Annotated in this window: 21 protein-coding genes; 13 read left to right on the top strand and 8 right to left on the bottom strand. The window is 64.7% G+C overall.

Annotated elements, in window-relative coordinates; all coding sequences use genetic code 11:
- Positions 1 to 78 precede the first annotated feature (78 nt).
- The gene (locus AC1DW9_RS19085; RefSeq protein ID WP_441506085.1) at positions 79 to 2,427 is read right to left on the bottom strand and encodes a multicopper oxidase family protein; all 2,349 of its coding nucleotides are present in this window, start codon (positions 2,425 to 2,427) and stop codon (positions 79 to 81) included.
- 344 nt (positions 2,428 to 2,771) lie between these two features.
- On the opposite strand from AC1DW9_RS19085, the gene AC1DW9_RS19080 reads away from it, so the two are divergent.
- The 5 genes from AC1DW9_RS19080 to AC1DW9_RS19060 all read left to right on the top strand — a co-directional run bounded on the left by AC1DW9_RS19080 (position 2,772) and on the right by AC1DW9_RS19060 (position 7,932).
- Complete coding sequence (locus AC1DW9_RS19080; protein ID WP_441506086.1) at positions 2,772 to 3,527, top strand: FadR/GntR family transcriptional regulator; 756 nt, start codon at positions 2,772 to 2,774, stop codon at positions 3,525 to 3,527.
- Positions 3,528 to 3,566: 39 nt separating this feature from the next.
- The gene (locus AC1DW9_RS19075) at positions 3,567 to 4,541 is read left to right on the top strand and encodes a sialic acid TRAP transporter substrate-binding protein SiaP (protein ID WP_441490059.1); all 975 of its coding nucleotides are present in this window, start codon (positions 3,567 to 3,569) and stop codon (positions 4,539 to 4,541) included.
- Positions 4,542 to 4,610: 69 nt separating this feature from the next.
- On the top strand, positions 4,611 to 5,195 hold the full coding sequence (locus tag AC1DW9_RS19070; protein WP_441490058.1) for a TRAP transporter small permease: 585 nt from the start codon (positions 4,611 to 4,613) through the stop codon (positions 5,193 to 5,195).
- 3 nt (positions 5,196 to 5,198) lie between these two features.
- Positions 5,199 to 6,605 carry a TRAP transporter large permease gene (locus AC1DW9_RS19065; protein WP_441490057.1) on the top strand — a complete coding sequence of 469 codons (1,407 nt, stop codon included), beginning with the start codon at positions 5,199 to 5,201 and terminating at the stop codon, positions 6,603 to 6,605.
- Between the two features lie 256 nt (positions 6,606 to 6,861).
- On the top strand, positions 6,862 to 7,932 hold the full coding sequence (locus AC1DW9_RS19060) for a class I SAM-dependent methyltransferase (RefSeq protein WP_441506087.1): 1,071 nt from the start codon (positions 6,862 to 6,864) through the stop codon (positions 7,930 to 7,932).
- Between the two features lie 19 nt (positions 7,933 to 7,951).
- On the opposite strand, the gene AC1DW9_RS19055 is transcribed toward AC1DW9_RS19060, so the two are convergent.
- The 5 genes from AC1DW9_RS19055 to hutI form a co-directional block, all read right to left on the bottom strand.
- The gene (locus tag AC1DW9_RS19055; protein WP_441490055.1) at positions 7,952 to 8,539 is read right to left on the bottom strand and encodes a HutD/Ves family protein; all 588 of its coding nucleotides are present in this window, start codon (positions 8,537 to 8,539) and stop codon (positions 7,952 to 7,954) included.
- A 2-nt stretch (positions 8,540 to 8,541) separates the two neighbouring features.
- Positions 8,542 to 10,209 (bottom strand): urocanate hydratase, encoded by a 1,668-nt coding sequence (gene hutU, locus AC1DW9_RS19050; RefSeq protein ID WP_441490054.1) that lies wholly within the window; start codon positions 10,207 to 10,209, stop codon positions 8,542 to 8,544.
- 62 nt (positions 10,210 to 10,271) lie between these two features.
- Positions 10,272 to 11,081, bottom strand: a complete 810-nt coding sequence (gene hutG / locus AC1DW9_RS19045; protein WP_476855157.1) for an N-formylglutamate deformylase — start codon at positions 11,079 to 11,081, stop codon at positions 10,272 to 10,274.
- On the bottom strand, positions 11,081 to 12,616 hold the full coding sequence (gene hutH / locus AC1DW9_RS19040; protein WP_441506088.1) for a histidine ammonia-lyase: 1,536 nt from the start codon (positions 12,614 to 12,616) through the stop codon (positions 11,081 to 11,083). Before hutH ends, hutG begins: the two co-directional genes overlap by 1 nt.
- Positions 12,613 to 13,836: an imidazolonepropionase gene (gene hutI, locus AC1DW9_RS19035; protein WP_441490051.1), complete on the bottom strand. Its 1,224-nt coding sequence runs from the start codon at positions 13,834 to 13,836 to the stop codon at positions 12,613 to 12,615. Before hutI ends, hutH begins: the two co-directional genes overlap by 4 nt.
- Before the next feature lie 100 nt (positions 13,837 to 13,936).
- Between hutI and AC1DW9_RS19030 the strand changes: the two genes are divergently transcribed.
- Positions 13,937 to 15,304 carry a formimidoylglutamate deiminase gene (locus AC1DW9_RS19030; RefSeq protein WP_476775462.1) on the top strand — a complete coding sequence of 456 codons (1,368 nt, stop codon included), beginning with the start codon at positions 13,937 to 13,939 and terminating at the stop codon, positions 15,302 to 15,304.
- A gap of 17 nt (positions 15,305 to 15,321) precedes the next feature.
- Positions 15,322 to 16,071, top strand: coding sequence for a UTRA domain-containing protein (locus tag AC1DW9_RS19025; RefSeq protein WP_441490049.1), 750 nt, complete (start codon positions 15,322 to 15,324; stop codon positions 16,069 to 16,071).
- 58 nt (positions 16,072 to 16,129) lie between these two features.
- Here the strand turns inward: AC1DW9_RS19025 and AC1DW9_RS19020 are convergent, their stop codons facing one another.
- Positions 16,130 to 16,393: a glycine zipper domain-containing protein gene (locus AC1DW9_RS19020; RefSeq protein WP_069877583.1), complete on the bottom strand. Its 264-nt coding sequence runs from the start codon at positions 16,391 to 16,393 to the stop codon at positions 16,130 to 16,132.
- A gap of 313 nt (positions 16,394 to 16,706) precedes the next feature.
- On the opposite strand from AC1DW9_RS19020, the gene AC1DW9_RS19015 reads away from it, so the two are divergent.
- The 4 genes from AC1DW9_RS19015 to AC1DW9_RS19000 all read left to right on the top strand — a co-directional run bounded on the left by AC1DW9_RS19015 (position 16,707) and on the right by AC1DW9_RS19000 (position 19,884).
- Positions 16,707 to 17,078 (top strand): PRC-barrel domain-containing protein, encoded by a 372-nt coding sequence (locus tag AC1DW9_RS19015; protein WP_441479701.1) that lies wholly within the window; start codon positions 16,707 to 16,709, stop codon positions 17,076 to 17,078.
- Positions 17,079 to 17,311: 233 nt separating this feature from the next.
- Complete coding sequence (locus AC1DW9_RS19010) at positions 17,312 to 18,205, top strand: transglutaminase-like domain-containing protein (RefSeq protein ID WP_441490048.1); 894 nt, start codon at positions 17,312 to 17,314, stop codon at positions 18,203 to 18,205.
- 48 nt (positions 18,206 to 18,253) lie between these two features.
- Complete coding sequence (locus AC1DW9_RS19005; protein WP_441506091.1) at positions 18,254 to 19,165, top strand: diacylglycerol/lipid kinase family protein; 912 nt, start codon at positions 18,254 to 18,256, stop codon at positions 19,163 to 19,165.
- Positions 19,166 to 19,206: 41 nt separating this feature from the next.
- Positions 19,207 to 19,884 carry a phosphatase PAP2 family protein gene (locus tag AC1DW9_RS19000; protein WP_441506092.1) on the top strand — a complete coding sequence of 226 codons (678 nt, stop codon included), beginning with the start codon at positions 19,207 to 19,209 and terminating at the stop codon, positions 19,882 to 19,884.
- Between the two features lie 9 nt (positions 19,885 to 19,893).
- Here the strand turns inward: AC1DW9_RS19000 and AC1DW9_RS18995 are convergent, their stop codons facing one another.
- A complete protein-coding gene (locus AC1DW9_RS18995) occupies positions 19,894 to 20,382 on the bottom strand; it encodes a pyridoxamine 5'-phosphate oxidase family protein (protein WP_441490045.1) in 489 nt (162 codons plus the stop codon).
- A gap of 213 nt (positions 20,383 to 20,595) precedes the next feature.
- Between AC1DW9_RS18995 and AC1DW9_RS18990 the strand changes: the two genes are divergently transcribed.
- Both AC1DW9_RS18990 and AC1DW9_RS18985 read left to right on the top strand, forming a co-directional pair.
- Positions 20,596 to 20,748 carry a hypothetical protein gene (locus tag AC1DW9_RS18990; RefSeq protein WP_441490044.1) on the top strand — a complete coding sequence of 51 codons (153 nt, stop codon included), beginning with the start codon at positions 20,596 to 20,598 and terminating at the stop codon, positions 20,746 to 20,748.
- Positions 20,749 to 20,956: 208 nt separating this feature from the next.
- Positions 20,957 to 22,402, top strand: coding sequence for an aldehyde dehydrogenase family protein (locus AC1DW9_RS18985; protein WP_441506093.1), 1,446 nt, complete (start codon positions 20,957 to 20,959; stop codon positions 22,400 to 22,402).
- Positions 22,403 to 22,430: the final 28 nt, after the last annotated feature.

Below are 22,430 nucleotides of genomic sequence, written 5' to 3'. Positions count from 1 at the left end.
CGGAGCTCCGGCGATCGGTCGCCCTGTCTTGGTCAGGAGCGTGCAGATCCTGCAACTCTGAGTTTCCGGGGATCTCCTTCAGGTAGAATTTCGGGCTGCTTGAAGGTCACGCCGTTCGGCGTCGGGATCGGCGTCTGTGTCACCACATATTGCGGCTGGCCCTTGAAGTTCGGATCTCCGGGTGGAGGCGTCAGGAGCTGGAGCCGCAGCAGCATCCTCATGGGTGGCGTTATGGCAATGGGTCACATAGGCCCCGCCGAACTCCCCGAACCGCACCTGGAATTTCACCTTGCCCGAGGGCCGCAGGCGCCAGACATCCTTGCGTACAAGGCGCTCCGTTGCGGGAATGGCAGCTCCGCCGCGGTCGATGGTGACGCCTTCCTCGAAATGAAGGTGAATCGGGTGGTCCCAGCCGCCCCCGCCATTGACGAGGGTCCAGTGCTCCACCTCGCCCGGCTTGGGGACCAGGAGGGAGATGCGGTTGGCGTTGAGCGAGTGCGCTGCTTGGCCGTTGACTTTGATGGTCCAGGGAAAGGAATCGGCATTGCCGCAATCGGGGATGCATTGCCCGTCAGCAGTATTGCGAGAATCTCCACCCCCTGACCTGCCGAATTCAAGGGTCCGCTCACGCACTGGCGCGACGATCGGGATTTGACTGGTCAGGGTCTTGGCGCCGGACCGCCACTCGGGATCGGTGAAATTGACGCTGCGATCCTTGTCGAGCGGATTGCTGGCATTGTAGATCTTGCCGGGATTGTCGACGCTTTGCAGCGAATTCACGACCCGGAACTCAAGGAAGGGGCCGACACAAGGATCGTCACCGCCAGCCTTGAGTGCCCTGTCGATCGAGACGGCGCCGTCTGGCCGGCGCCCGTCGGTCTGCTGCAACAGGTTCACCAGATAGATGCTGTCGCCTGGCGCAAAGGCGGAAAAATCGACAACGATGTCGTAGCGCTCCGCAACGCCCTGCTCGTCCAGCTCGGTCAGGGCGATCGGACTGACAACCAGATTTCCGTCATTGGCGATGAAGTAGAACGGAACTTTGGTGGCTTGCGAGAAGCGAGCACTCTTGTTGACCCCGAGTGCCAGTTTGATGAAGCGCGCGACGGAGACGTTCAGGAGGCGGAAGCGGTAACGTCGCGGCAGCACCTCGAAATACGGATAATAGGTGCCGTTGACCAACAGGATGTCACCCAGGAAGCCATCGGTGTCGAAGATGTCGAACCGGGGCTGCCCATTGGCGTCGAAGGCCGGGTTCGAGATCGCGAGGTTGATGTCGAAATCGACATTGCCCCATTTGAGCTGCGAGCCGCTCGGCAGCCGCAGGTTGATGCCGTCATCGAGATCTTCGCGGCCTCGATCAGGGCCGCTGTAGATGTTGAAGACAGCGAACATGCCCTTGTAGACGTTCTGCGCCGTGAAGAAGAAGCGATGGTCGTGGAACCAGAGGCTGCCCTGGATCTCCCGGAAATCGCCCGGGACCTGAACCAGGCCGTTGCCATCGTCGGGTCCCGAGGCCTTGCGCGCAAAGTCGCGGTCGCTGGTCGGCCAGACGCTCGGCAAATCGCGCCGCGCCATGGCCATTGCCCAGTGATAGTCATAGAAAGTCCCGGGGAAATTGAACGCGTTGCAGGCACCGTCGCTCTCGGCGCCGTTATGCGAATTGTGAAGGTGAACCGAGCTTTCGTTGCGCCCGAATCCGCCATTGATGGCCCGGTCGACCGGCAGGTCGTTGTAGATTCGCGTGAGGATCGGTTCGCCGTAGCGGGCCTTGATCAGAACGGGCCTCGCCAACCCCGTGCGCAGGCCGGCGGCATTCCCCGTCTGCCCAGGCTGCCGGGGGCCGAAGGACCAGACGGAGTTCGCGTTCTGGTCCGGCAGCCCTTGGCCGAATTTGCTGCCCGGTCGGACCTGTCCGACCGACAGCAGATAGCCCACCTTCGGGTAAAGCTCCTCCCAGCGCTGATGCGCGAAGAACTCGCCGGGCGGCCGCCCCTCGAACGGCCCGACACCGGTCACCGGATTGCGGAAGACCGCACCGCCGGAATTGGTGAAGTCGGTGTGATAGGAAAAGCTCCTGGCGGCCAGTTCCGTACCGCCCCCACCCGTCTGCCAGGCCGCATCGCCATTCGGCAGGCGCAGCAGCGGGACCGGCCTCTGAAGCTCGGCCCGCGGCATCGGCGTCTGGAACTTGACTGCGCCGAAAGTCGGGCTGCGCGGCACGCTGTCGGCATAGGCGCTACCGACGAACCGGCCGAGCCCGTTCCTCGCGATCAGAAGCCCGCCGGTCGCGAAATATCCCCAGCGCAGCAGATCGCGTTTGGTGATCTGCCCCAAGGCGAGGGCTCTGACGATCTCGAGCCGGTTTTCCAGAGCGCGCTCAGCTTCCTTCAACAGGACGCCGGTGGTCTCGCGCGGAAGATACATGTCCGCCTCCCCGCATCTGGCCAATGGGTGCGAGCCGCCTCAACAATTATACCCATGAGGCCGGACTGCGGGGAGAGACCATGGTCGGACAAATCGACAAACCAAAGTCCGCGACCTTGGTCGCACTCAGCCGTACCATCGGCCGCTGGCGTTCTGAAAGACCGAGCTGCTGGTACGGGGCGTAACGGCAGGGGCAGGGCCATCGCTGGAACGGAAGGCGCCTGCCTGCGAAGGCTCATTGACATGCCGGTCGCTACGATGGTTTCTTCTCCAAAATTGGCCTGACCACATGGCCAAATTGACCTCGGTACTGCCGAGGCAGGGGATGGACCGGGGAGTGACACGTGCCGCTCGAAGCCGTCGAGTCGCCGCGCCTTTATCGTCAGATCGCCGATCAGCTGCGTCATCTCATTGACCGGCAGGAGTTTCCCGTTGGCGCACGCCTGCCACCTGAGCGGGAACTCGCGGAAAAGCTCGGCGTCTCTCGTCCTTCAGTGCGCGAGGCCTTGATCGCGCTCGAGGTCGAGGGGCGGGTGCGTATCCGCATGGGCTCCGGCGTCTACGTGATCGATCCGCCACGTCCGGTTCCCAGCGCCATCCTTGTCTCCGATGATGCGCCCGAGGGGCCTTTCGAGGTCCTGAAGGCCCGCGAGCTGGTGGAGAGCGCGATCTGCGCCGAGGCGGGAGGGCAGGCAACGGGCGAGGATCTCGCGCGCCTCGAGGAAATCCTGTGCGGAATGGAGGCTCCCGGATTGCCGAGCGACGAACTCGTCGCGCTCGACCGCGCCTTCCATGTCGCGATCGCCGGAATCCTGGGGAACTCCGTTCTGGCGCGCTTTGTTGGCACCTTGTTCGATCAGCGCATCAATCCGTATTTCCAGCAACTCGCGAGCTACTTCGAGAACGAGACATCCTGGCGCACCGCCGTCGCCGAGCACCGGGTTATCCGTGATGCGCTGGCCGCTGGATCGGGAGAGGCCGCCAGCACCGCGATGCGCCGGCACCTGCGCTGCTCGCAGGAGCGTTTTTCGCAGAGTTTCGGTGAAGGGGTTTCAAGCGGGCAGGAGAGCGTCAACTCCTGCCCGGCCAGCAAGAATTGACGCCAAGCAACGATCTTCGAGTCCATGGGAGGACACCTGATGAAGAGCTATCTGACACTGGCTGCAGCCTTTGCCGCCGGCCTCGTTCTTGCCGGGGCGCCGGCCCAGGCCCAGACCAAGCTGAAATGGGCGCATGTCTACGAGACATCCGAGCCGTTCCACACCGAGTCGGTCTGGGCTGCGGACGAGATCAAGAAGCGCACCAACGGCAAATACGAGATCACGGTCTACCCGGCCTCGCAACTCGGCAAGGAAACCGACATCAACCAGGGCCTGACGCTGGGCACCGTCGACATGATCATCTCGGGCTCGAGCTTCGCGGCCCGCGCCTATCCGCCGATCGGCGTGACCTATTATCCCTTCATCTTCCGCGGCCCGGACCACCTCCTCGCCTACGTGAAGAGCGACGTCTTCAAGGAGATGGCGAAGGGCTATCAGGAGAAGAGCGGGCACCAGATCCTGGCCGTCACCTATTACGGCACGCGCCACACCACCGCGAACAAGCCGATCAAGACCTGCGCGGACATGAAGGGGCTGAAGATCCGCGTGCCGGACGTGCCGGCCTATCTCGCCATGCCACGCGCCTGCGGCGCCAATACGACGCCGATCGCCTTCGCCGAGGTCTATCTCGCGCTCCAGAACGGTACGGTCGAGGCGCAGGAGAATCCGCTCAACACGATCGAGGCGAAGAAGTTCTACGAGGTGCAGAAGCACATCGTCCTGACCGGACATATCGTCGACCACCTCAACACGGTCGTCTCCAAGCAGCTCTGGGACAAGCTCTCGCCAGAAGACCGCAAGATCTTCACCGACGTCGCGCAGGAGGCTGCCGAGCGTGCGACCAAGAAGATCCAGTCCGACGAGGTCAAGCTCGTGCAGGTCTTCAAGGACAAGGGCCTGTCGGTCACCGAGATCGACAAGGCCGACTTCCTCGCTGCCGTACAGAAGAATGTCAGCTTCGAGCAGTTCGGCTACCGCAAGGCCGACTGGGAACGCATCCAGGCGATCAAGTGATCTGATCCGTCGCATCGGGCCGGTCTTTGACCGGCCCTTTTTTGTCCTCACGCCGAGCCGAGGCCGTCGATGTCGAGCGAGACCCCGCAGGAGATCCACATCCCCGTCACCAGCGAGGAAATCGCGCATGTCTTCGACGAGGCGCCACCGCCTGCCGATCTGAGCGGCTATGGCGTCGAGGACTGGGTGACGCTCGCCGCCTTCTGGCTGATGGTCGGTTGCGTCGTGCTGCAGTTCTTCACGCGCTATGTCCTGAACGATTCCTACGCCTGGACGGAAGAGATCGCGATCTACGCGCTGATCGTCGTCGTCTTCCTCGGCGCCTCGATGTGCGTGCGGGCCTCGCGCCACATCCAGGTCGATTTCATCTACCGCTACCTGTCGCCCGGCATGGGGCGGATCCTGTCGACGGGCGTCGATCTCTTGCGGATCGTCTTCTTCGGCTACGCCACCTGGCTCATGTACAAATATGCGTCGCTCATCCCCGATGAGATGATGACGACGATCCAGTTTCCGAAGTCGATCGTCTTCAATGCCGTCGTCATTGCCTTCGCTCTGATGACGCTGCGCTCGATCCAGGTCGCCTGGCAGAATGCACGACGCGGCTATTCCGTGCTGGAACGGCCTTCGGCCTTCGACGGCTCGGAGGCCTGAGGCATGCTCATCCTGCTCGGAACCTTCCTCGGCCTGATGATCCTCGGCGTGCCGGTGGCCATCTCCATGGCCGTCGCCTCTCTCGCCTTCATCGTCATTTCCGGCACTGTGCCCGATGTCATCATGGCGCAGCGGATGATCGCCGGCGTCGAGAGTTTCCCGCTGCTGGCGGTGCCGTTCTTCATCCTTGCCGGCAATCTGATGAACATCGCCGGCGTCACCGGTCGCATCTATGCCTTCGCGGTCGCGCTTGTCGGTTGGATGCGCGGCGGCCTAGCCCAGGTCAACATCATCGGCTCGGTGATCTTCTCGGGCATGTCGGGCACGGCGATCGCGGATGCCGCGGGCATCGGCACGATCGAGATCAAGGCCATGAAGGACCATGGCTATCCCATGGATGTTGCCGTCGGCGTGACGGCGGCCTCGGCGACGCTCGGGCCGATCATTCCGCCTTCACTGCCCTTCGTCATCTACGGCATGATGTCGAACACCTCGATCGGTGCACTTTTCCTTGGCGGTGTCATTCCCGGCGTGGTGATGACGCTGTTCATGATGGGCACGGTCGCCGTCTTCGCCCGCATGCGCGGCTGGGGCTCCGACGCCAAATTCTCGCTGCGCCAGATCGGCTCGGCCGGGATCGAGGTTCTGGTCGTGCTTGGCTTCCCGGTCCTGGCTTATCTGCTCGTCTGGGCAGGCCTGTCGGAGAATGTCGCGATCGGGCTCGCGCTCGTCGCCCTGCTGGCGCTCGACTACTATTTCGACTTCTCGGCGGTGATGGCACTGATGACGCCGGTCATCCTGATCGGCGGCATGACGCTGGGCTGGTTCACGCCGACGGAGGCCGCCGCTGCGGCGGTGATCTGGTCGCTCTTCCTCGGCCTTGTCCGCTATCGCTCGATGACGCTGCGCACACTGACCAAGGCGACCTTCGACACGATCGAGACGACCGCTTCCGTCCTCTTCATCGTCACAGCCGCCTCGATCTTCGCCTGGCTGCTGACGGTCTCGAGCACGGCGCAGATCCTGTCCGACCTGATCCTCGGGCTGACCCAGAACAAATGGGTCTTCCTGATCCTGGTCAATCTGCTGCTGCTCTTCATCGGCTGCTTCCTCGACACCATTGCGGCGATCACCATCGTGGTGCCGATCCTGCTGCCGATCGCCCTCAAGCTCGGCGTCGACCCGATCCATTTCGGGTTGATCATGACGCTGAACCTGATGATCGGCCTGCTGCATCCGCCGCTCGGCATGGTGCTCTTCGTGCTTTCGCGGGTGGCGAAACTCTCGGTCGAGCAGACCACCATGGCGATCCTGCCCTGGCTGGTGCCGCTCTTCCTGGCGCTCTTCGCCATCACCTTCATTCCCGAGTTGACGCTGTGGCTGCCGCGAACGATGGGGATGTTGCGGTAATATTCGGCGGCGGAGCCGAGCCTCCGCCGCCATGCACTGAAGTCAGGCCCCTGTTGCACTCCCAGGTTGAAGGTGTTGCACTGAAGGGGCTCCATTGCCATTTTTTGGCGAAGGGGAGTTCGCTGACGGAGTGACGTCCTTGCGCGCGCTCATTGAATCGATGTTGTCTCGGCTGGTGGGGAAATCCCGGCTCGATGTTGTCTTCGCCGACGGATCCCAGCGCTCCGTCGGCGCCGGGAGAAGTCCTGGGCCGACGATGCGTATTCTCGACCGGCCGACCGAGTTGAAACTGGCGCTGAATCCAGAGCTTGCTCTTGGCGAGGCGGTGATGGACGGGCGTGTCGTCGTCGAGCGTGGCAGTCTCTACGACCTTCTCGACATTCTGATCGCCGGCGCATCGCGACAGGAACTGACCGCGTGGACGCGACCTCTCACGCAATTCCGCACGGCGATCAGGCGCATCACCCAGAACAACAATCTGGCTTGGGCGAGACGCAACGTCGCCCATCACTATGACCTCAGGACCGAGTTCTTCCGGCTCTTCCTCGACGAAGACCTGCAGTATTCCTGCGCCTACTTTCCGAGCCCGGACATTTCGCTCGTGGACGCACAGGCGGCCAAGAAGCACCACATCATCGCCAAGCTGGCGATCGAGCCGGGCCAGCGCGTCCTCGATATCGGGTCGGGCTGGGGCGGTCTGGGCTTGAGCATCGCGCGCGAGACCGGTGCCTCGGTGAAGGGCATCACCCTCTCGCGGGAGCAGCTTTCCGTCGCGCAGGAGCGGGCTGCCGCCGAGGGGCTGCCGGTCGATTTCCAGTTCCAGGATTACCGCATGCTAGCGGAACCCTTCGACCGCATCGTCTCGGTCGGTATGTTCGAGCATGTCGGCGTGGGCTATTACCGTGCCTATTTTCGCAAGATTACGGAGCTGCTCACGGATAACGGTGCTGCGCTCATTCACACGATCGGTCGCACCACGCCCCCAGGTGCGACGAACCCTTTCATCGCCAAATACATCTTCCCCGGCGGCTACATTCCCGCCATGTCGGAAATCACGGCGGCAATCGAACGCGAGGGCCTGATCATCACTGATGTCGAGGTGCTGCGCCTTCACTATGCCGAGACGCTGAAGGCCTGGCGCGAGCGATTCCTCGCTCGGCGCAAGGAGGCGGTGGACATGTATGACGAGCGCTTCGCGCGGATGTGGGAGTTCTATCTGGCGGCTTCGGAAGCGAGTTTCCGCCACGATGGCCTTGTCGTCTTCCAGCTCCAGCTCGCTAAGCGGCTCGACACCTTGCCGATGACGCGCAGTTACATGGAGGCATGATCGGAGCGTCGGCCGCGCGTCAGATCTGCGGAGCGGCCGACAGCACGATCGCGAAGATCTCGCCGGAGTCGTGAGGATTCGTCAGGACGACGCCTTCGACCGATTCCAGCAGGGCACTGTCCCCGGTGGCTAGGATTTCCCGGTGCGGGGGCCGCGCTATCGTCCAGCCATCGGAGCGAGCGACCAGGACCACGAGTTCTCCCGTCTGGTCGAGCTGGAACGGGCCAGTGCCACTGAAGCGCGTTACCTTGTGCAGCCAGCGACCGCGGCGGGTCATCACGTTGAGGTCGTCGATCGGCCCGTCCACCAATTGCCCCTCGACCGGCCTGTCGGCCGCGAACGGATAGGGCTCGGTGGACCGCTCGAGGCGTTTGCTTTCGCCCTCGCCGAAGGCGAGGACGATTCCCCGGCCCGTCAGCACCGACAAGGTCCTGTCGATGCCGGGAAAAACGGAGAAGGGGCCGTCCGACCCGACATGGGCCATGGAGATCCGCCAGTCGAAGCCGTCCAACGAGGCGCCGGGCGGATGCGCTGCGATCTCCGTCGTGGTGCCGCCGCCGTTCTTCCACGGCATGGTGCGGCACGCGCTGGCGCGGATGATGCGCATGATCAGCCGAGAATGCCCGGCAGCTTCAGGCCCTTTGCCTTGGCGCAGTCGATCGCGATCTCGTAGCCGGCATCGGCATGACGCATCACGCCGGTCGCCGGGTCATTCCAAAGGACGCGCTCCAGCCGCTTTGCCGCCTCCGGGGTGCCGTCGGCGACGATGACGACGCCCGAATGCTGCGAATAGCCCATGCCGACGCCGCCACCATGGTGAAGCGAGACCCAGGTCGCGCCGCCGGCAGTGTTGAGCAGCGCGTTCAGCAGTGGCCAATCGGAGACGGCGTCCGAACCGTCCTTCATCGCTTCCGTCTCGCGGTTCGGCGAAGCGACCGAACCCGAATCGAGGTGGTCGCGGCCGATCACCACCGGCGCCTTGAGCTCGCCCTTGGCCACCATCTCGTTGAAGGCCAGGCCGAGCCGGTGCCGGTCGCCGAGGCCGACCCAGCAGATCCGTGCCGGCAGGCCCTGGAACTTGATGCGCTCGCGCGCCATGTCGAGCCAGTTATGCAGATGGTGATCGTCCGGCATCAGCTCCTTCACGCGCTGGTCCGTGCGATAGATGTCCTCCGGATCGCCTGAGAGCGCAGCCCAGCGGAACGGGCCCACGCCGCGGCAGAACAGCGGGCGAATATAGGCCGGAACGAAGCCGGGGAAATCGAAGGCGTTGTCGACACCCATATCCTTCGCCATCTGGCGGATATTATTGCCGTAATCGAGCGTCGGCACGCCCATCTGCTGGAAATCCAGCATGGCGCGGACATGCACGGCCATCGATTTCTTGGCGGCCTCGATCGTACCGGCAGGATCGCGCTCCTTGCGCTCTTCCCACTGCTCGAGCGTCCAGCCGGCCGGCAGATAGCCGTTCAGAGGGTCATGGGCCGAGGTCTGGTCGGTGACGACATCCGGGCGGATGCCGCGCCTGACCATGTCGGGGAAGACTTCCGCCGCATTGCCGAGCACACCGACCGAGACGGCCTTGCCGGCCGCATGGGCGCGCTTGATGATCTCCAGCGCCTCGTCGACACTGTCGGCCTTCTCGTCGAGATAGCCGGTGCGCAGCCGGAACTCGATGCTGGAGGGCTTGCACTCGATGGCGATCATCGAGGCCCCGGCCATCGTCGCGGCGAGCGGCTGGGCCCCACCCATGCCGCCGAGACCGCCGGTCAGGATCCACTTGCCCTTGAGGCTGCCGCCATAATGCTGGCGGCCGACCTCGACGAAGGTTTCGTAAGTGCCCTGAACGATGCCCTGCGTGCCGATATAGATCCAGGACCCCGCGGTCATCTGGCCGTACATCATCAGCCCCGCCTTATCGAGCTCGTGAAAATGCTCCCAGTTCGCGTAGGCCGGCACGAGGTTCGAATTGGCGATCAGCACGCGCGGTGCATCCGCATGGGTGCGGAACACGCCGACGGGCTTGCCGGACTGCACCAGCAGCGTTTCGTCGGCCTCGAGCGAGCGCAGCGCGCCGACGATCCGGTCGAAATCTTCCCAGGTCCGGGCAGCGCGGCCGATGCCGCCATAGACCACGAGCTCGCCCGGCTTCTCGGCGACGTCGGGGTCGAGATTGTTCATCAGCATGCGCAGCGGCGCTTCGGTCAGCCAGCTCTTGGCGGAGAGCTCGCTGCCCCTGGGGCTGCGGATGACGCGGCTATTGTCGATGCGGGTCATGAATGGCTCCGTTCAAACCGTGATCGGGACATGCGGAATGCGTTGTTTCCGCCCGATCAGGGTCAGGGTTTCAGCTTTCTGGCCGCTTCGAGCGCGGCTTCGATGATGGCGGAGAGGGCGGTTTGCAGTTGGGCGGCCCTAGGCRTGTCGAAGCGCCAGGGCGGCGTCTCCTCGGTGAGATAGCCGCTCAGCGAGATTTCCATCTGGATCGCGTGCACATCCCGCGCCGGCTGGCCGTAATGCCGGGTGATCCAGCCGCCCTTGAAGCGGCCATTGCTGACATGGCTGAAGCCCGAGCCGGCAAGCGCTGCATCGGCCGCGTGCTGGACCGAAGGTGCGCAGCTCGCACCGGAATTGGTGCCGAGATTGAGCAGCGGCAGCGTGCCCGGGAACAGGCGTGGAATGACCGACTTGATGGAGTGGCAGTCCCAGAGCAGACAGAAACCATGCGCGGCCTTGGCCCGTTCGATCTCGGCTGCGAGTGCGTCGTGATAGGGCTGGAAATAGGCGGCGCGACGGCGCGCGATCTCGGCCTCGTCGGGCGCCTTTGCCCAGATCGGCTCGCCGTCGAAGGTCGTGGTCGGCACGAGTTCCGTCGTCGCCTGTCCGGGGTAGAGCGATACGCCGGACGGATCGCGGTTGAGGTCGATGACATAGCGCGACAGCCCGGCCTCGACGATCGTCGGTGCGAAGCGCTCGGCAAACGCATAGAGCTGGCGCATATGCCAGTCGGTGTCGGGCACGGAACGACCCGTCTCGTTCAGCGCCACCTTCACCTCCTCCGGCAAGCCAGTGCCGGGATGCGGCATCGACAGGACCAGCGGACCGGCGCCTTGCGTGACGTTGACGATCTCGGAAGGGTTCATGCTCATCACGCCGAGAACTCCGCGAAGCTGTCGAGCCCGGCGGCATCGCTGATCGCGCCGCTGAGCACCAGCTCTGTCGCCGCCGCAAGGTCGGGGGCAAGGTAGCGGTCCGCGTCGAGCGGCGCGATACGCTGCCGGACCAGGGCCAGAACCGGCTCCAGCCGCGGGCTCGTCTTCATCGGGCGATGATGCTCGATCGCTTCCGCCGCGGCCATCAGCTCGACGCCGATGATGCTGGCCGTGTTCCGGGCCATGTCGAGCAGGCGATAGGCGCCATGCGTCGCCATCGAGACATGGTCTTCCTGATTGGCAGAGGTCGGGATCGTGTCGACCGAGGCGGGATAGGCCTTCTGCTTGTTCTCCGATGCCAGCGCGGCTGCCGTGACCTGCGCAATCATGAAGCCGGAGTTCAGCCCGGCATCGCGGGCCAGGAAGGGAGGCAGGCCGCTCATCACGGGGTCAACCAGCAGCGCCATGCGCCGCTCGGACAGGTTGCCGATCTCGCACAGCCCCATGGCGAGGATGTCGGCGGCGAAGGCGACGGGCTCCGCGTGGAAGTTGCCGCCCGAGACGATTTCGCCCGGCCCCAGCACCAGCGGGTTGTCGGTGACCGCGTTGGCCTCGATCGCAAGCGTTGCGGCGGCATTGGCGAGGAGGTCGCGCACGGCCCCCATCACCTGCGGCTGGCAGCGCAGGGAGTAAGGATCCTGGACCTTGGTATCGCCGAAGCGATGGCTGTCGCGGATTTCGCTCTTCGCGATCAGCGCGAGCAATGTTTGCGCGACCCGGATCTGGCCGGGCTGGCCGCGCAGCGCCTGGATGCGAGGGTCGAACGGCGTGTCGGAGCCCTTCAGCGCATCCACGGAGAGTGCGCCAGTGACCAGCGCCGCATCGAAGACGCGGGCGATGTCGCTGAGCGCCGTCAGCGCGATCGCGGTCGAGACCTGCGTGCCGTTGATCAGCGCAAGACCCTCCTTGGCCCCAAGTTCGAGCGGCTTCTGGCCGATCCGGGCCAGGGCATCCCCTGCGGGAAGCGTCTCGCCCTTCAGCCTGATCTCGCCGACGCCCATCAGCGCCGCGGTGAGATGGGCAAGCGGCGCAAGATCGCCGGACGCGCCGACCGAGCCCTTGGCGGGAACGACCGGAAGCGCCTCGGAGGCGAGCGCGCCGACCAGCGCCTCGACCACGACGGGGCGTACGCCGGAGGCCCCGCGCGCCAGGCTCGCGGCCTTCATGGCGAGGATCAGGCGCACGATCCGGTCCGGCAGGGCAGGGCCAGTGCCGACGGCATGGGAGAGGATCAGGTTGCGCTGCAGGGTTGCCAGGTCGGCATCGGCGATGCGCACGCTGGCGAGCTTGCCGAAGCCGGTATTGACGCCATAGGTCACGGTTCCGGCGGCGACGATATCGTCGACGATCGCTTGGGCGGAGGCGATCGCTGCCCCGCTTGCGCCATCCAGCTTGGCTGCGGTGCCGTCAATCACGGCGCGCCATTGCTTCAGGGCGGCCTCGCCCGGCTTCAGGGAGAATGTTGCGGTCATTGGCCGTTCCAGATGCGGGAGTGAAGCGGGTTGAAGCCGATGCGGTAGGCGAGTTCGGCGGGGCGCTCGATCTCCCAGATGGCGAGGTCGCAGCGCTTGCCGGCCTCGAGCGTGCCGATCTCGTCCTGCAGGCCGAGCGCCTTGGCGGCATGGCGCGTCAGCCCGGCCAGCGCCTCTTCGGGTGTCAGCCGGAAGAGCGTGCAGGCCATGTTGAGGACCAGCAGCGGCGAGGTCAGCGGCGAGGATCCGGGATTGGCGTCGGTCGCGAGCGCAATTGCAACGCCATGCTTGCGGAGCAGGTCGATCGGCGGCTTCTGCGTCTCGCGCAGGAAGTAGAAGGCGCCCGGCAGGATGACGGCGACCGTTCCGGACCGGGCCATGGCGATCACGCCCGCCTCGTCGAGATATTCGAGATGGTCGGCCGAGAGTGCGCCATGTTCGGCCGCGAGTGCGGCGCCGCCGAGATTGGAAAGCTGTTCGGCATGGATCTTGACCGGCAGCCCCTTGGCCCTGGCTGCGGTAAATACCCTGGCCGTTTCCTCGGGCGAGAAGGCAATGCCCTCGCAGAACACGTCGACTGCGTCGGCAAGATCCTGCGCGGTCACGGCGTCGAGCATCGGCCCGGTGATCTGGTCGACATAGTCGCCGGAGCGGCCGGTGAACTCCGGCGGAACGGCATGGGCGGCAAGGAAAGTGGTGCGGACGGTGACAGGCCGTTCGCGACCGAGCTGCCGTGCGACCGCAAGCTGCTTCAGCTCGGCCTGCTGTTCGAGCCCGTAGCCCGACTTGATTTCGACGGTCGTGACGCCTTCAGCGATCAAGGCGCCCAGGCGCCGGTCGGCGCTGGCGAAGAGCTCGGCCTCGCTGGCAGCGCGCGTGGCCTTGACGGTGGAGAGGATGCCGCCGCCGGCGCGTGCGATTTCCTCATAGCTCGCGCCCTGCAGCCTGAGCTCGAACTCATGTGCCCGATCTCCGCCATAGACGAGATGGGTATGGCAATCGATCAGGCCCGGTGTGATCCAGCGTCCGCCGCAGTCGACGGTTTCGCGCGCGTCCAGGGTTGGTGCCTCGCTGCGCGGGCCGGCAAAGACGATGCGGCCGTCGCGGGCCGCTACGACCCCGTCTTCGACTGCGCCATAGGGCTGGCCGGCGCCGGGCGCCATGGTCGCGAGGCGGGCATTCACCCAGATCCTGTCGCAGTGGGAAGGTTCCGCGGCCATCCGCATCCTCTCGACTTCGTTTGCGATCCGACTATGCTAGACAATTGCATATGCAATTAGCAAGTGTCATTTGCATATGCAAATCGAGCGAGGAGCCAGCGTGACACAATACCCGACCCTGCATCTCGCCCAGGCACTCTTGCCGGAGGGCTTTGCCGACAACGTGACGCTCACGATCGCGGAGGGGACAATCACCTCCATGAGCGTGGGAGAGGTTGCTCCGGCCGGTGCCCTGCACCTGGCCGGGCTGACGCTGCCTGGCATGCCGAACCTCCACAGCCATCTGTTCCAGCGCGGCATGGCGGGCCTGTCTGAGCGGCGGGGCGCCACGGCGGATTCGTTCTGGACCTGGCGCGAGGTGATGTATCGCTTCCTCGACCGGCTTGATCCCGACGACGTCCAGGCGATCGCGGCGCAGGCAATGGTCGAAATGCTGGAGGGCGGCTTCACCGCGCTCGCCGAGTTCCACTATCTGCACCATGACAAGGACGGCCAGCCGCATGCCGATATCGCGGCGATGGCGCTGGCGGTTGCGGCAGCAGCCGAGGAAACCGGCATCGGCCTGACCCTGCTGCCGGTGCTCTATCGTTTCGGCAATTTCGGCGGCGCGGCCCCGAGCCATGGCCAGCGTCGCTTCATCAATAATCGCGACAGTTTTGCCCGGCTCATGGAGGCGAGCGCTGTCGCGATCGGCGCTCTGCCGGATTCGCGGCTCGGCGTCGCGCCGCATTCGCTGCGCGCCGTCTCGCCTGAGGATCTGCAGTGGCTGCTTGGCCTGGCGCCTGATGGACCGATCCACATCCATGTCGCCGAACAGATGCGCGAGATCGAGGACAGCCTGAAGATCACTGGGCGTCGCCCGGTCGAGTTCCTGACGGACAGCATTGCGTTGGACAGGCGCTGGTGCCTGATCCACGCCACCCATCTGACGGATGCGGAGCGCGACACCATCGCGCGCAGCGGCGCTGTCGCGGGACTGTGCCCGATCACCGAGTCTAGCCTGGGCGATGGCATCTTCGATGGCGTGCGCTACGTGGCCGCTGGCGGGACCTTCGGTGTCGGCAGCGATTCCAACATCCAGATCGATGCCGGCGCCGAGCTGCGCCAACTCGAATACTCCCAGCGCCTGCGCGATCGCGGGCGTGCCTTGCTGGCGGATGCCGACGCCTCCACGGGACATGCACTCTGGGCAAAGGCCTGTGTCGGCGGCGCGCAGGCCTGCGGCCGTGCCATTGGAAGCCTTGCGGTTGGCCAGCGCGCCGATCTCGTCTCGCTCGATCCCGATCATCCTGCCTTGGTCGGAAAGCGTGGCGAGGCGGTGCTCGACAGCGCGATTTTCGCTGCCAACGCCTTACCCTTGCGCGATGTCCTGGTTGGCGGGCGGCAGGTTGTCAGCGAAGGTCGCCATGTCGCACGCGCCGCTGTCGCGAGCCGATTCGCCGCGACGATGCGTCGGCTGCTTGCCTGAGTCCTTGAAGGGTCGTCATGTCGGATAACGGGATCGAGGCTGTAAAGCTGGATGGCACGGGCCCGGTCTATGACCAGATCCGCCGTGCCATCCGGGATCTCGTCCTGAATGGGGCCTGGCCTCCGGGAACGGCGGTGCCGCCGGAGCACGCTCTGATGGAGCGGCTCGGCGCGTCGCGCATGACGGTACATCGCGCCTTGGTGCAGCTGGCGCGCGAAGGGTTGATCACGCGGCGCCGGCGGTCCGGCACCATCGTGGCGAACCCGCCGGCAAGCCATGCCATGCTCGACATCCTGTCGATACCCGACGAGGTAAGGCAGCTCGGGCAGGACTATTCCTTCGAGATTCTGTCGCGGCGGGACGCACGGCCTTCGCCTGAAGTCGCTGCGCGCTTCGAACTGAAGCGCTCGGAACAGGTGGCCCATCTCGTGACCCTGCATCGCAGCGGCGGGCAGCCGCATGTGCTGGAGGAGCGGGTGATTCATCTCGCGACCGTGCCCGCAGCCGCGGCCGAACGATTCGAGACGACGCCTCCCGGCGACTGGTTGCTGCAACACAGTCTCTGGTCGCAGGCCGAGCACGCGATCAGCGCGGTGGCGGCGGGCGAACGGGAGTCGGGGTTGCTGGAGATCGAGCAGGGCGAGCCATGCCTGCTCGTCGAGCGCCGCACCTGGAATCAGAACCAGCCGGTGACGGCCGTTCGCCTGCTCTATCCTGGCGGGCGCCACCGCTTCATTGGTCGCTTCGGCCCATACGGTGCGGTCTGAGCGGCGCATGAAAAAGGCCCGCGAATGCGGGCCTTTCCATCTTCAGCTGCTGAACGGTTCAGCAGGCATAGCGAACGCGGCGACCCCATTCGTCGCGACCGTAGCAGACACGGTCAGGTGTAGTGGCCGAGCCGATGATGGCGCCGCCAGCACCGCCGATTGCAGCGCCCGCGAGCGCGCCACCAGCGCGGCCGGTGGCGAGGCCACCAATCAGTGCACCCGTGCCAGCGCCGATCAGGGCGCCCGTTCCGGTATTCTGCTCGCGCTGCGTGCAGGCACCGAGCGAGGCCGCGACCGCGACGAGGATGAGAAGCTTCTTCATTGTCTTGACTCCCAGGATGCAATCGACAGGCCTAATGCACAGTCCGAACCGCTCCATTCGATATGGAAACGCACCCGAAAGGATCGAGACACGATCCGTAACGGGCGACGCAACCAACATCGCGCGACATAGCAACCATGACAAAGGATTAATGTTCCATTTATGGCTTCGCCATGTGGAGCGGAGATACCCAGGGTTGTCTTCCACAGGGAGTGGAGTGGTTCGGCTTTTGCCCGGAACCTTCCGGATTCCCCGGCGTTGATCCGGCAGACTGCGGTGCGAGCCACCGCGTAGCCGTTCAATGGAGGCTCCAATGACCGCAACTGCCACCACGGGGAACCCGCTCATTGCCGGTGCACGTGTCGCCGGAACCAGCGTCTACAATGCGTCGGGCGATCATCTCGGCGAGATCTATGACGTGATGCTCGACAAGCAGACCGGCAAGGTCGCCTACGCCATCATGTCCTTCGGCGGCTTTCTCGGCTTGGGTGAAAAATACCATCCCATCCCCTGGAGTGTGCTCGACTACGACACCAATCGCGGTGGCTATGTCGTGCCTCTTACCAAGGAGAAGCTCGAGGCGGCGCCGATGTATGACAGCGAAGGCGAGCCCGACTGGGACGACAGAAATTACGGCAAGCGCGTGCATGATTACTACGGCACGATGCCCTACTGGATGATGTAGGCACCGCCGGCTGCAGGTCGCGGCGGTTGCTATCCCCCCAGCCGAACCGTCGTGACGGCGGGATGCGGGCCGAAAGGCCCGCATCTTCCGTTTGGAGGCCCGACTCCTTCCCTTTTTCGGGAACCAATTCGCTGATCGCGCGTCATCCTGACAGCGCCTTTCCGTCATCGCCGGCACGTGTGGGACTGCCCGCCGGCCTGTTGAGACGGCCCAGTTCCTGCCAGGAGCCCCTCATGCAGATCCGTTACGGCTATCGCATCGAACTCGTCTCTCAGCAGGAATTGCCGCTGTTGACGATGCTCGATGTGCATCCTTCCCGTCAGCACGATGTCATCCGCCAAGACGATATGACCGCGGTCTCCCTGGTCGATCCACGTCGCCATGTTCCAGTCGAGCGCTATCGCGACCCGTTCGGCAATATCTGCCGCCGGCTTGTCGCCCCAGCGGGCGGGATCCGGCTGAGTTCAGCGGGACTTCTCCATGATTCCGGCGAGCCCGATCCTTTCAATCCGGCGGCGCGGCAAGCGCAACCGTCCGAGCTGCCCGACGAGGTGCTGATCTATCTGCTCGGCAGCCGGTACTGCGAAACCGACAAGCTCGGGGATCGCGCCTGGCAGCTCTTCGGCCAGATCCCTCCGGGCTGGCAGCGTGTCCAGGCCGTCGTCGATTTCGTCCATAATCACCTGACCTTCGGCTATGCCTATGCGCGCAACACGCGCACTGCGGCGGAGGCCTTCGAGGAACGGATCGGCGTCTGCCGCGACTTCGCCCACCTTGCCGTGACCCTCTGCCGCTGCCTCAATATCCCGGCCCGCTATTGCAACGGCTATCTCGGCGATATCGGCGTGCCGAAGGACCCGGCCCCAATGGATTTCAACGCCTGGTTCGAGGTCTTTCTCAGTGGTCGCTGGTACACCTTCGATGCGCGTCACAATGCCCGCCGCATCGGCCGGATCGTGATCGCCCGGGGGCGTGACGCGACCGACGTCGCGATGCTCAATTCCTTCGGAGCCCATTCGCTTCAGCATTTCGAAGTCACGACCGAAGAGGTCGAAGACGCGGCAACTGCCATGATTGTGACGAAAGACCGTGTTGAGTGGCGCGCGGAGCGGGCCGCTGCATTGTGAAATGCCTTGGCCTGGGCTCCGGCATGGATGGGATGATATCAGGGCGTCATGCGCCATATCGTGATCGTCAATGCGCGGGCGGGAACCGTGCTGGCCGCAGGGCCCGAGGCCTTCGCGGCCAGGATCGAGGCCGCGTTCCATGCTCATGATTGCAAGGCGGAGGTCCGGCTCGTGCCGCCGCGCGAGTTGCATCATGCGCTTTCGACGGCGATCGCCGATGCTGCGGCAACCCCCGTCATTGCCGGTGGCGACGGCACGATCAACGGCGTGCTGCCGGTCCTGCTGCAGGCCGGACGGCCAGTAGGGGTTCTCCCGCTCGGGACGGTGAATATCCTTGGGCGGGATCTCGGCCTCATCGGGACGCTGGAGGGCCAGATCGAGGCGCTCTGCACGGGCGTGCCGGTGACGATGGACATCGGCCGCGTCAACGACCGGCTGTTCCACTCGATCTCGGGAATGGGCTTCTTCAGCCTGATGGCGCGCGAGCGTGAATATGCGCGCAGGCGCTTCCCCTTCAGCCGCGCGGTCGCCTTTGCGGTCGCTGCGACGCGCTCCATCCTGTTCACCCGGGCGATCACCGTGGACATCCGGATCGGCCAGGAGCGCCGCCAGGTCGAGGCCGATGCCGTTCTTGTCACCATCAATAGTTTCGATGGGCCCGAATGGCGTCGCAGCAAGCTCGATGGCGGCGTCTTCGAGGTTCATATCCTCAATGCGGGCGGCCTTCTCTCTCGCACCAAGGCAGCGCTGTCGGTCGCATCCGGGCACTGGCGCTCGTCCCAGAACCTGACCTCCTATACCGGTGACGAAGTCACGCTGACGCGTCGCGACAAGAAGCGCGGTCACATCACCTTTGACGGCGAGGTCGAGCGCAAGGCCGGCGAGCTCCGCTATCGCCTCCTGCCAAAGGCGGTGCGCATCATCGCTTGCCGGGTGCCCCCGGGTCGGGCGCACGGCTAGAGACACGTTCCTCCGGTCGATTGCCATCATTCAGGATTTCGATGCCGCTTCATCCCCGCATTCTTGTCCCTCTGGCGGCCGCCTTCGCCTTTCTCAGCCTGGCGCTGTTCATCATGTCCGGCCGCACCTTCGCCTTCGATACCGGCCTCATCCTGCTGTTCCGGCAAGCTGGGGATCCGGCCACGCCGATCGGGCCGCAATGGTTGCCCGAGATGATGCGGGACATCAGCGGGCTCGGCAGTTTCGTCGGGCTTGGTTTCATGACCCTCGCCGCGACGCTCGCTCTCTGGCTTGCCGGCTATCGACGCCTTGCCGTCGCACTCGTCGTCAATGTCGTGCTGGCAACGCTGGTCAGCACGCTTCTGAAGATCGGGATCGGCCGGGCGCGCCCCGATGTCGTCGAGCCGAGTGCAATCGTCTTCACTGCGAGCTTTCCGAGCGGTCATGCCTTTCTATCGGCGGTTGTTCTGCTCGGCATCGCCGGTTTGATCGGACTGGCGTCCCGGCATCGGGATATCACACGGCTCAGCATCGGGCTGGCCTGGGTCCTGATGCTGCTGATTGGCGTGAGCCGGATCTATCTGGGCGTCCATTGGCCAAGCGACGTGCTGGCCGGCTGGTGCCTCGGCATCGCGTGGTCGAGTCTTTCGCTCGCCCTTGCCGGACAGGGCATGGCAAGGGCGGAGCCCGCCAGTGCTCGCACCCCTTCCGCCGGCTGATCCGCCGGTTCAGCGCATATCGATCGTGGTGTTGACGCCGAGATCCGGCGCCCGCCCGAGGATCTTGGCCGTGGCAAGCTTGAAGGCGATCACGACGGCACTCGATGGACCGTCCCAGATCTCGGCCGAGACCGGCGTCAGGGCCAGCAAGGTCACATCCGGATCGTCGGGGCCGTTCGGGAACCAGGCTCCAACCAACGGGCTCCAGATTCTCCTGAGCAGGTGGTTGTCATCAAGCCGTTCGGCTCGGCATTCGATCGTCGCATAGAAATTGTGGTTCTCGTCGCTCAGGGCGATCGAGGCGGTTTGCGAGGCATCGAGCTCTTCGACCGGCCCGGTATGGCTGTGCGTGACGAACAGGATGCGGTGTTCTTCACGATCGACATGCCCCGACATGGGCCGGGTCCTGATCCGACCGCGGACGATGGTCGACACCATGCAGATCGTGTGATCGGTGAGGGCGGTCCAAATTCGTTGCTGGAGCGGTGTCTCGACCATTGTCGCCTCTCCTTCCATGCACGCCGCCGTCCTCGTCATTGGGGGAACGCGCCTTTGAGGCGTCCGTTCCTCAGTGCCGGGGCTCCGGGAACTCTTCACGCCTTTCAGCCGCAAGGCAATGCCGATCACGGAATGATGAGGTGGAACCGCAGGCGCTCGCGAAACGTTGACCGGCTGCCGCCCCGTCGCTGTGTCTGGACCACAGGATCGCTGATGTTCACCTCCCGCAATACGCTTCTGCTGCTCGTCGCCATTCTGGTCGCTGGCCTCGCCGTGACCGGCTATGCCCTCTACGAGGAGAAGAAGCAGCCGGATGGTGTCCAGATCTCGGTCGGAAAGAACGGGCTGTCGATCAAGGAGAAGTGAGCCCTCCCCCGCCGCGATCGGGCTGCCCGGCCCTCTCGCCCCGGCCCCCTCGCACCGGCCTCGGCGCGTCGATCGTCTCGACAGAAACTCTCTGCATACTGTATGCGGATTGACGCGCCGGTGAGCCATGACCGGGACGAATGGCGTTCGCCTGACAAAGGCGTTAACACCGGCTCCGAGAATTCTTCCGACTGGTCGAGAGGCTGCGATGACTGAGATTTTCAAGAACCTGATCGCCGGTGAACGGGTGGGCGGCTCGAACGCCTCGCGCAACATCAACCCCTCCAACACCAATGACGTTGTCGGCGAATATGCCCAGGGTTCGGTCGAGGACCTGAACAACGCCGTCGCGGCTGCCAAGGCTGCGTTTCCGGCCTGGAGCCGCACGACCCCGCAGGAGCGCTACGAGATCCTGAAGAAGGCGTCCGACGAGATCCTCGCTCGCAAGGAGGAGCTTGGCCGCCTGCTTTCGCGGGAAGAGGGCAAGACGCTGCCGGAAGGCATTGGCGAGGCGACCCGTGCCGGCCAGATCTTCGCTTTCTTCGCCGGCGAATGCCTGCGCCTTGCCGGTGAGGCGATCCCTTCCATTCGCCCGGGCGTCGGCGTCGAGGTCACGCGCGAGCCGGTCGGCATCATCGGCATGATCACGCCCTGGAACTTCCCGATCGCAATCCCGGGCTGGAAGATCGCCCCTGCGCTCGCCTATGGAAACTGCGTCGTGATCAAGCCGGCCGATCTCGTTCCGGGCTCGGCCTGGGCGCTGGTCGACATCATCCAGCGCGCCGGCCTGCCCAAGGGCGTGCTGAACCTCGTCATGGGGCGCGGTTCGGTGGTCGGGCAGGCGCTGCTCGAGCACAAGGATGTGCATGCGATCAGCTTCACCGGCTCGGTCTCGACCGGCCGCAAGGTTGCGGCGGCCTGCATCGCCTCCAACCCGATGAAGAAGGTTCAGCTCGAGATGGGCGGCAAGAACCCGCTCGTGGTGCTGGACGATGCCGATCTCACGCTCGCGGTCGAGACCGCGGTCAACGGCGCCTTCTTCTCGACCGGCCAGCGTTGCACGGCTTCCTCGCGCTTGATCGTCACCGAAGGCATCCATGATCGCTTCGTCGAGGCTGCGATCGAGCGCATGAAGGGCCTCGTCGTCGACGATGCCCTGAAGGCCGGCACCCATATCGGCCCGGTCGTCGATCAGAGCCAGCTCGACCAGGACCTGAAATACGTCGCCATCGCCAAGGACGAGGGTGCCAAGCTCGCCTGGGGCGGCGAAGTGCTTAAGCGCGAGAGCCCCGGCTTCTACATGCAGCCGGCTCTGTTCACCGAGGCGAGCAATGCCATGCGCATCTCCCGTGAAGAGGTTTTTGGTCCGGTTGCGAGCGTGATCCGCGCCAAGAACTATGATGAGGCGCTGGCAATCGCCAATGACACCGAGTTCGGCCTTGCCGCCGGCATCTGCACGACCTCGCTGAAGCACGCGACGCATTTCAAGCGCAACAGTGAGGCCGGCATGGTGATGGTCAACCTGCCGACCGCCGGCGTCGACTATCACGTGCCGTTCGGCGGACGTAAGGGCTCGAGCTACGGCCCGCGCGAGCAGGGCGCCTATGCCCGGGAATTCTACACCACGGTGAAGACGGCCTACACGCTCGCCTGATCGCCCTTGATGTCCGACAGAAGGGCCG

This window comes from Allobosea sp. P4_E12 (genome assembly GCF_056401655.1).
The sequence above is the reverse complement of the archived record's forward strand: the minus strand, read 5'-3'. Positions and strand labels throughout refer to the sequence as shown.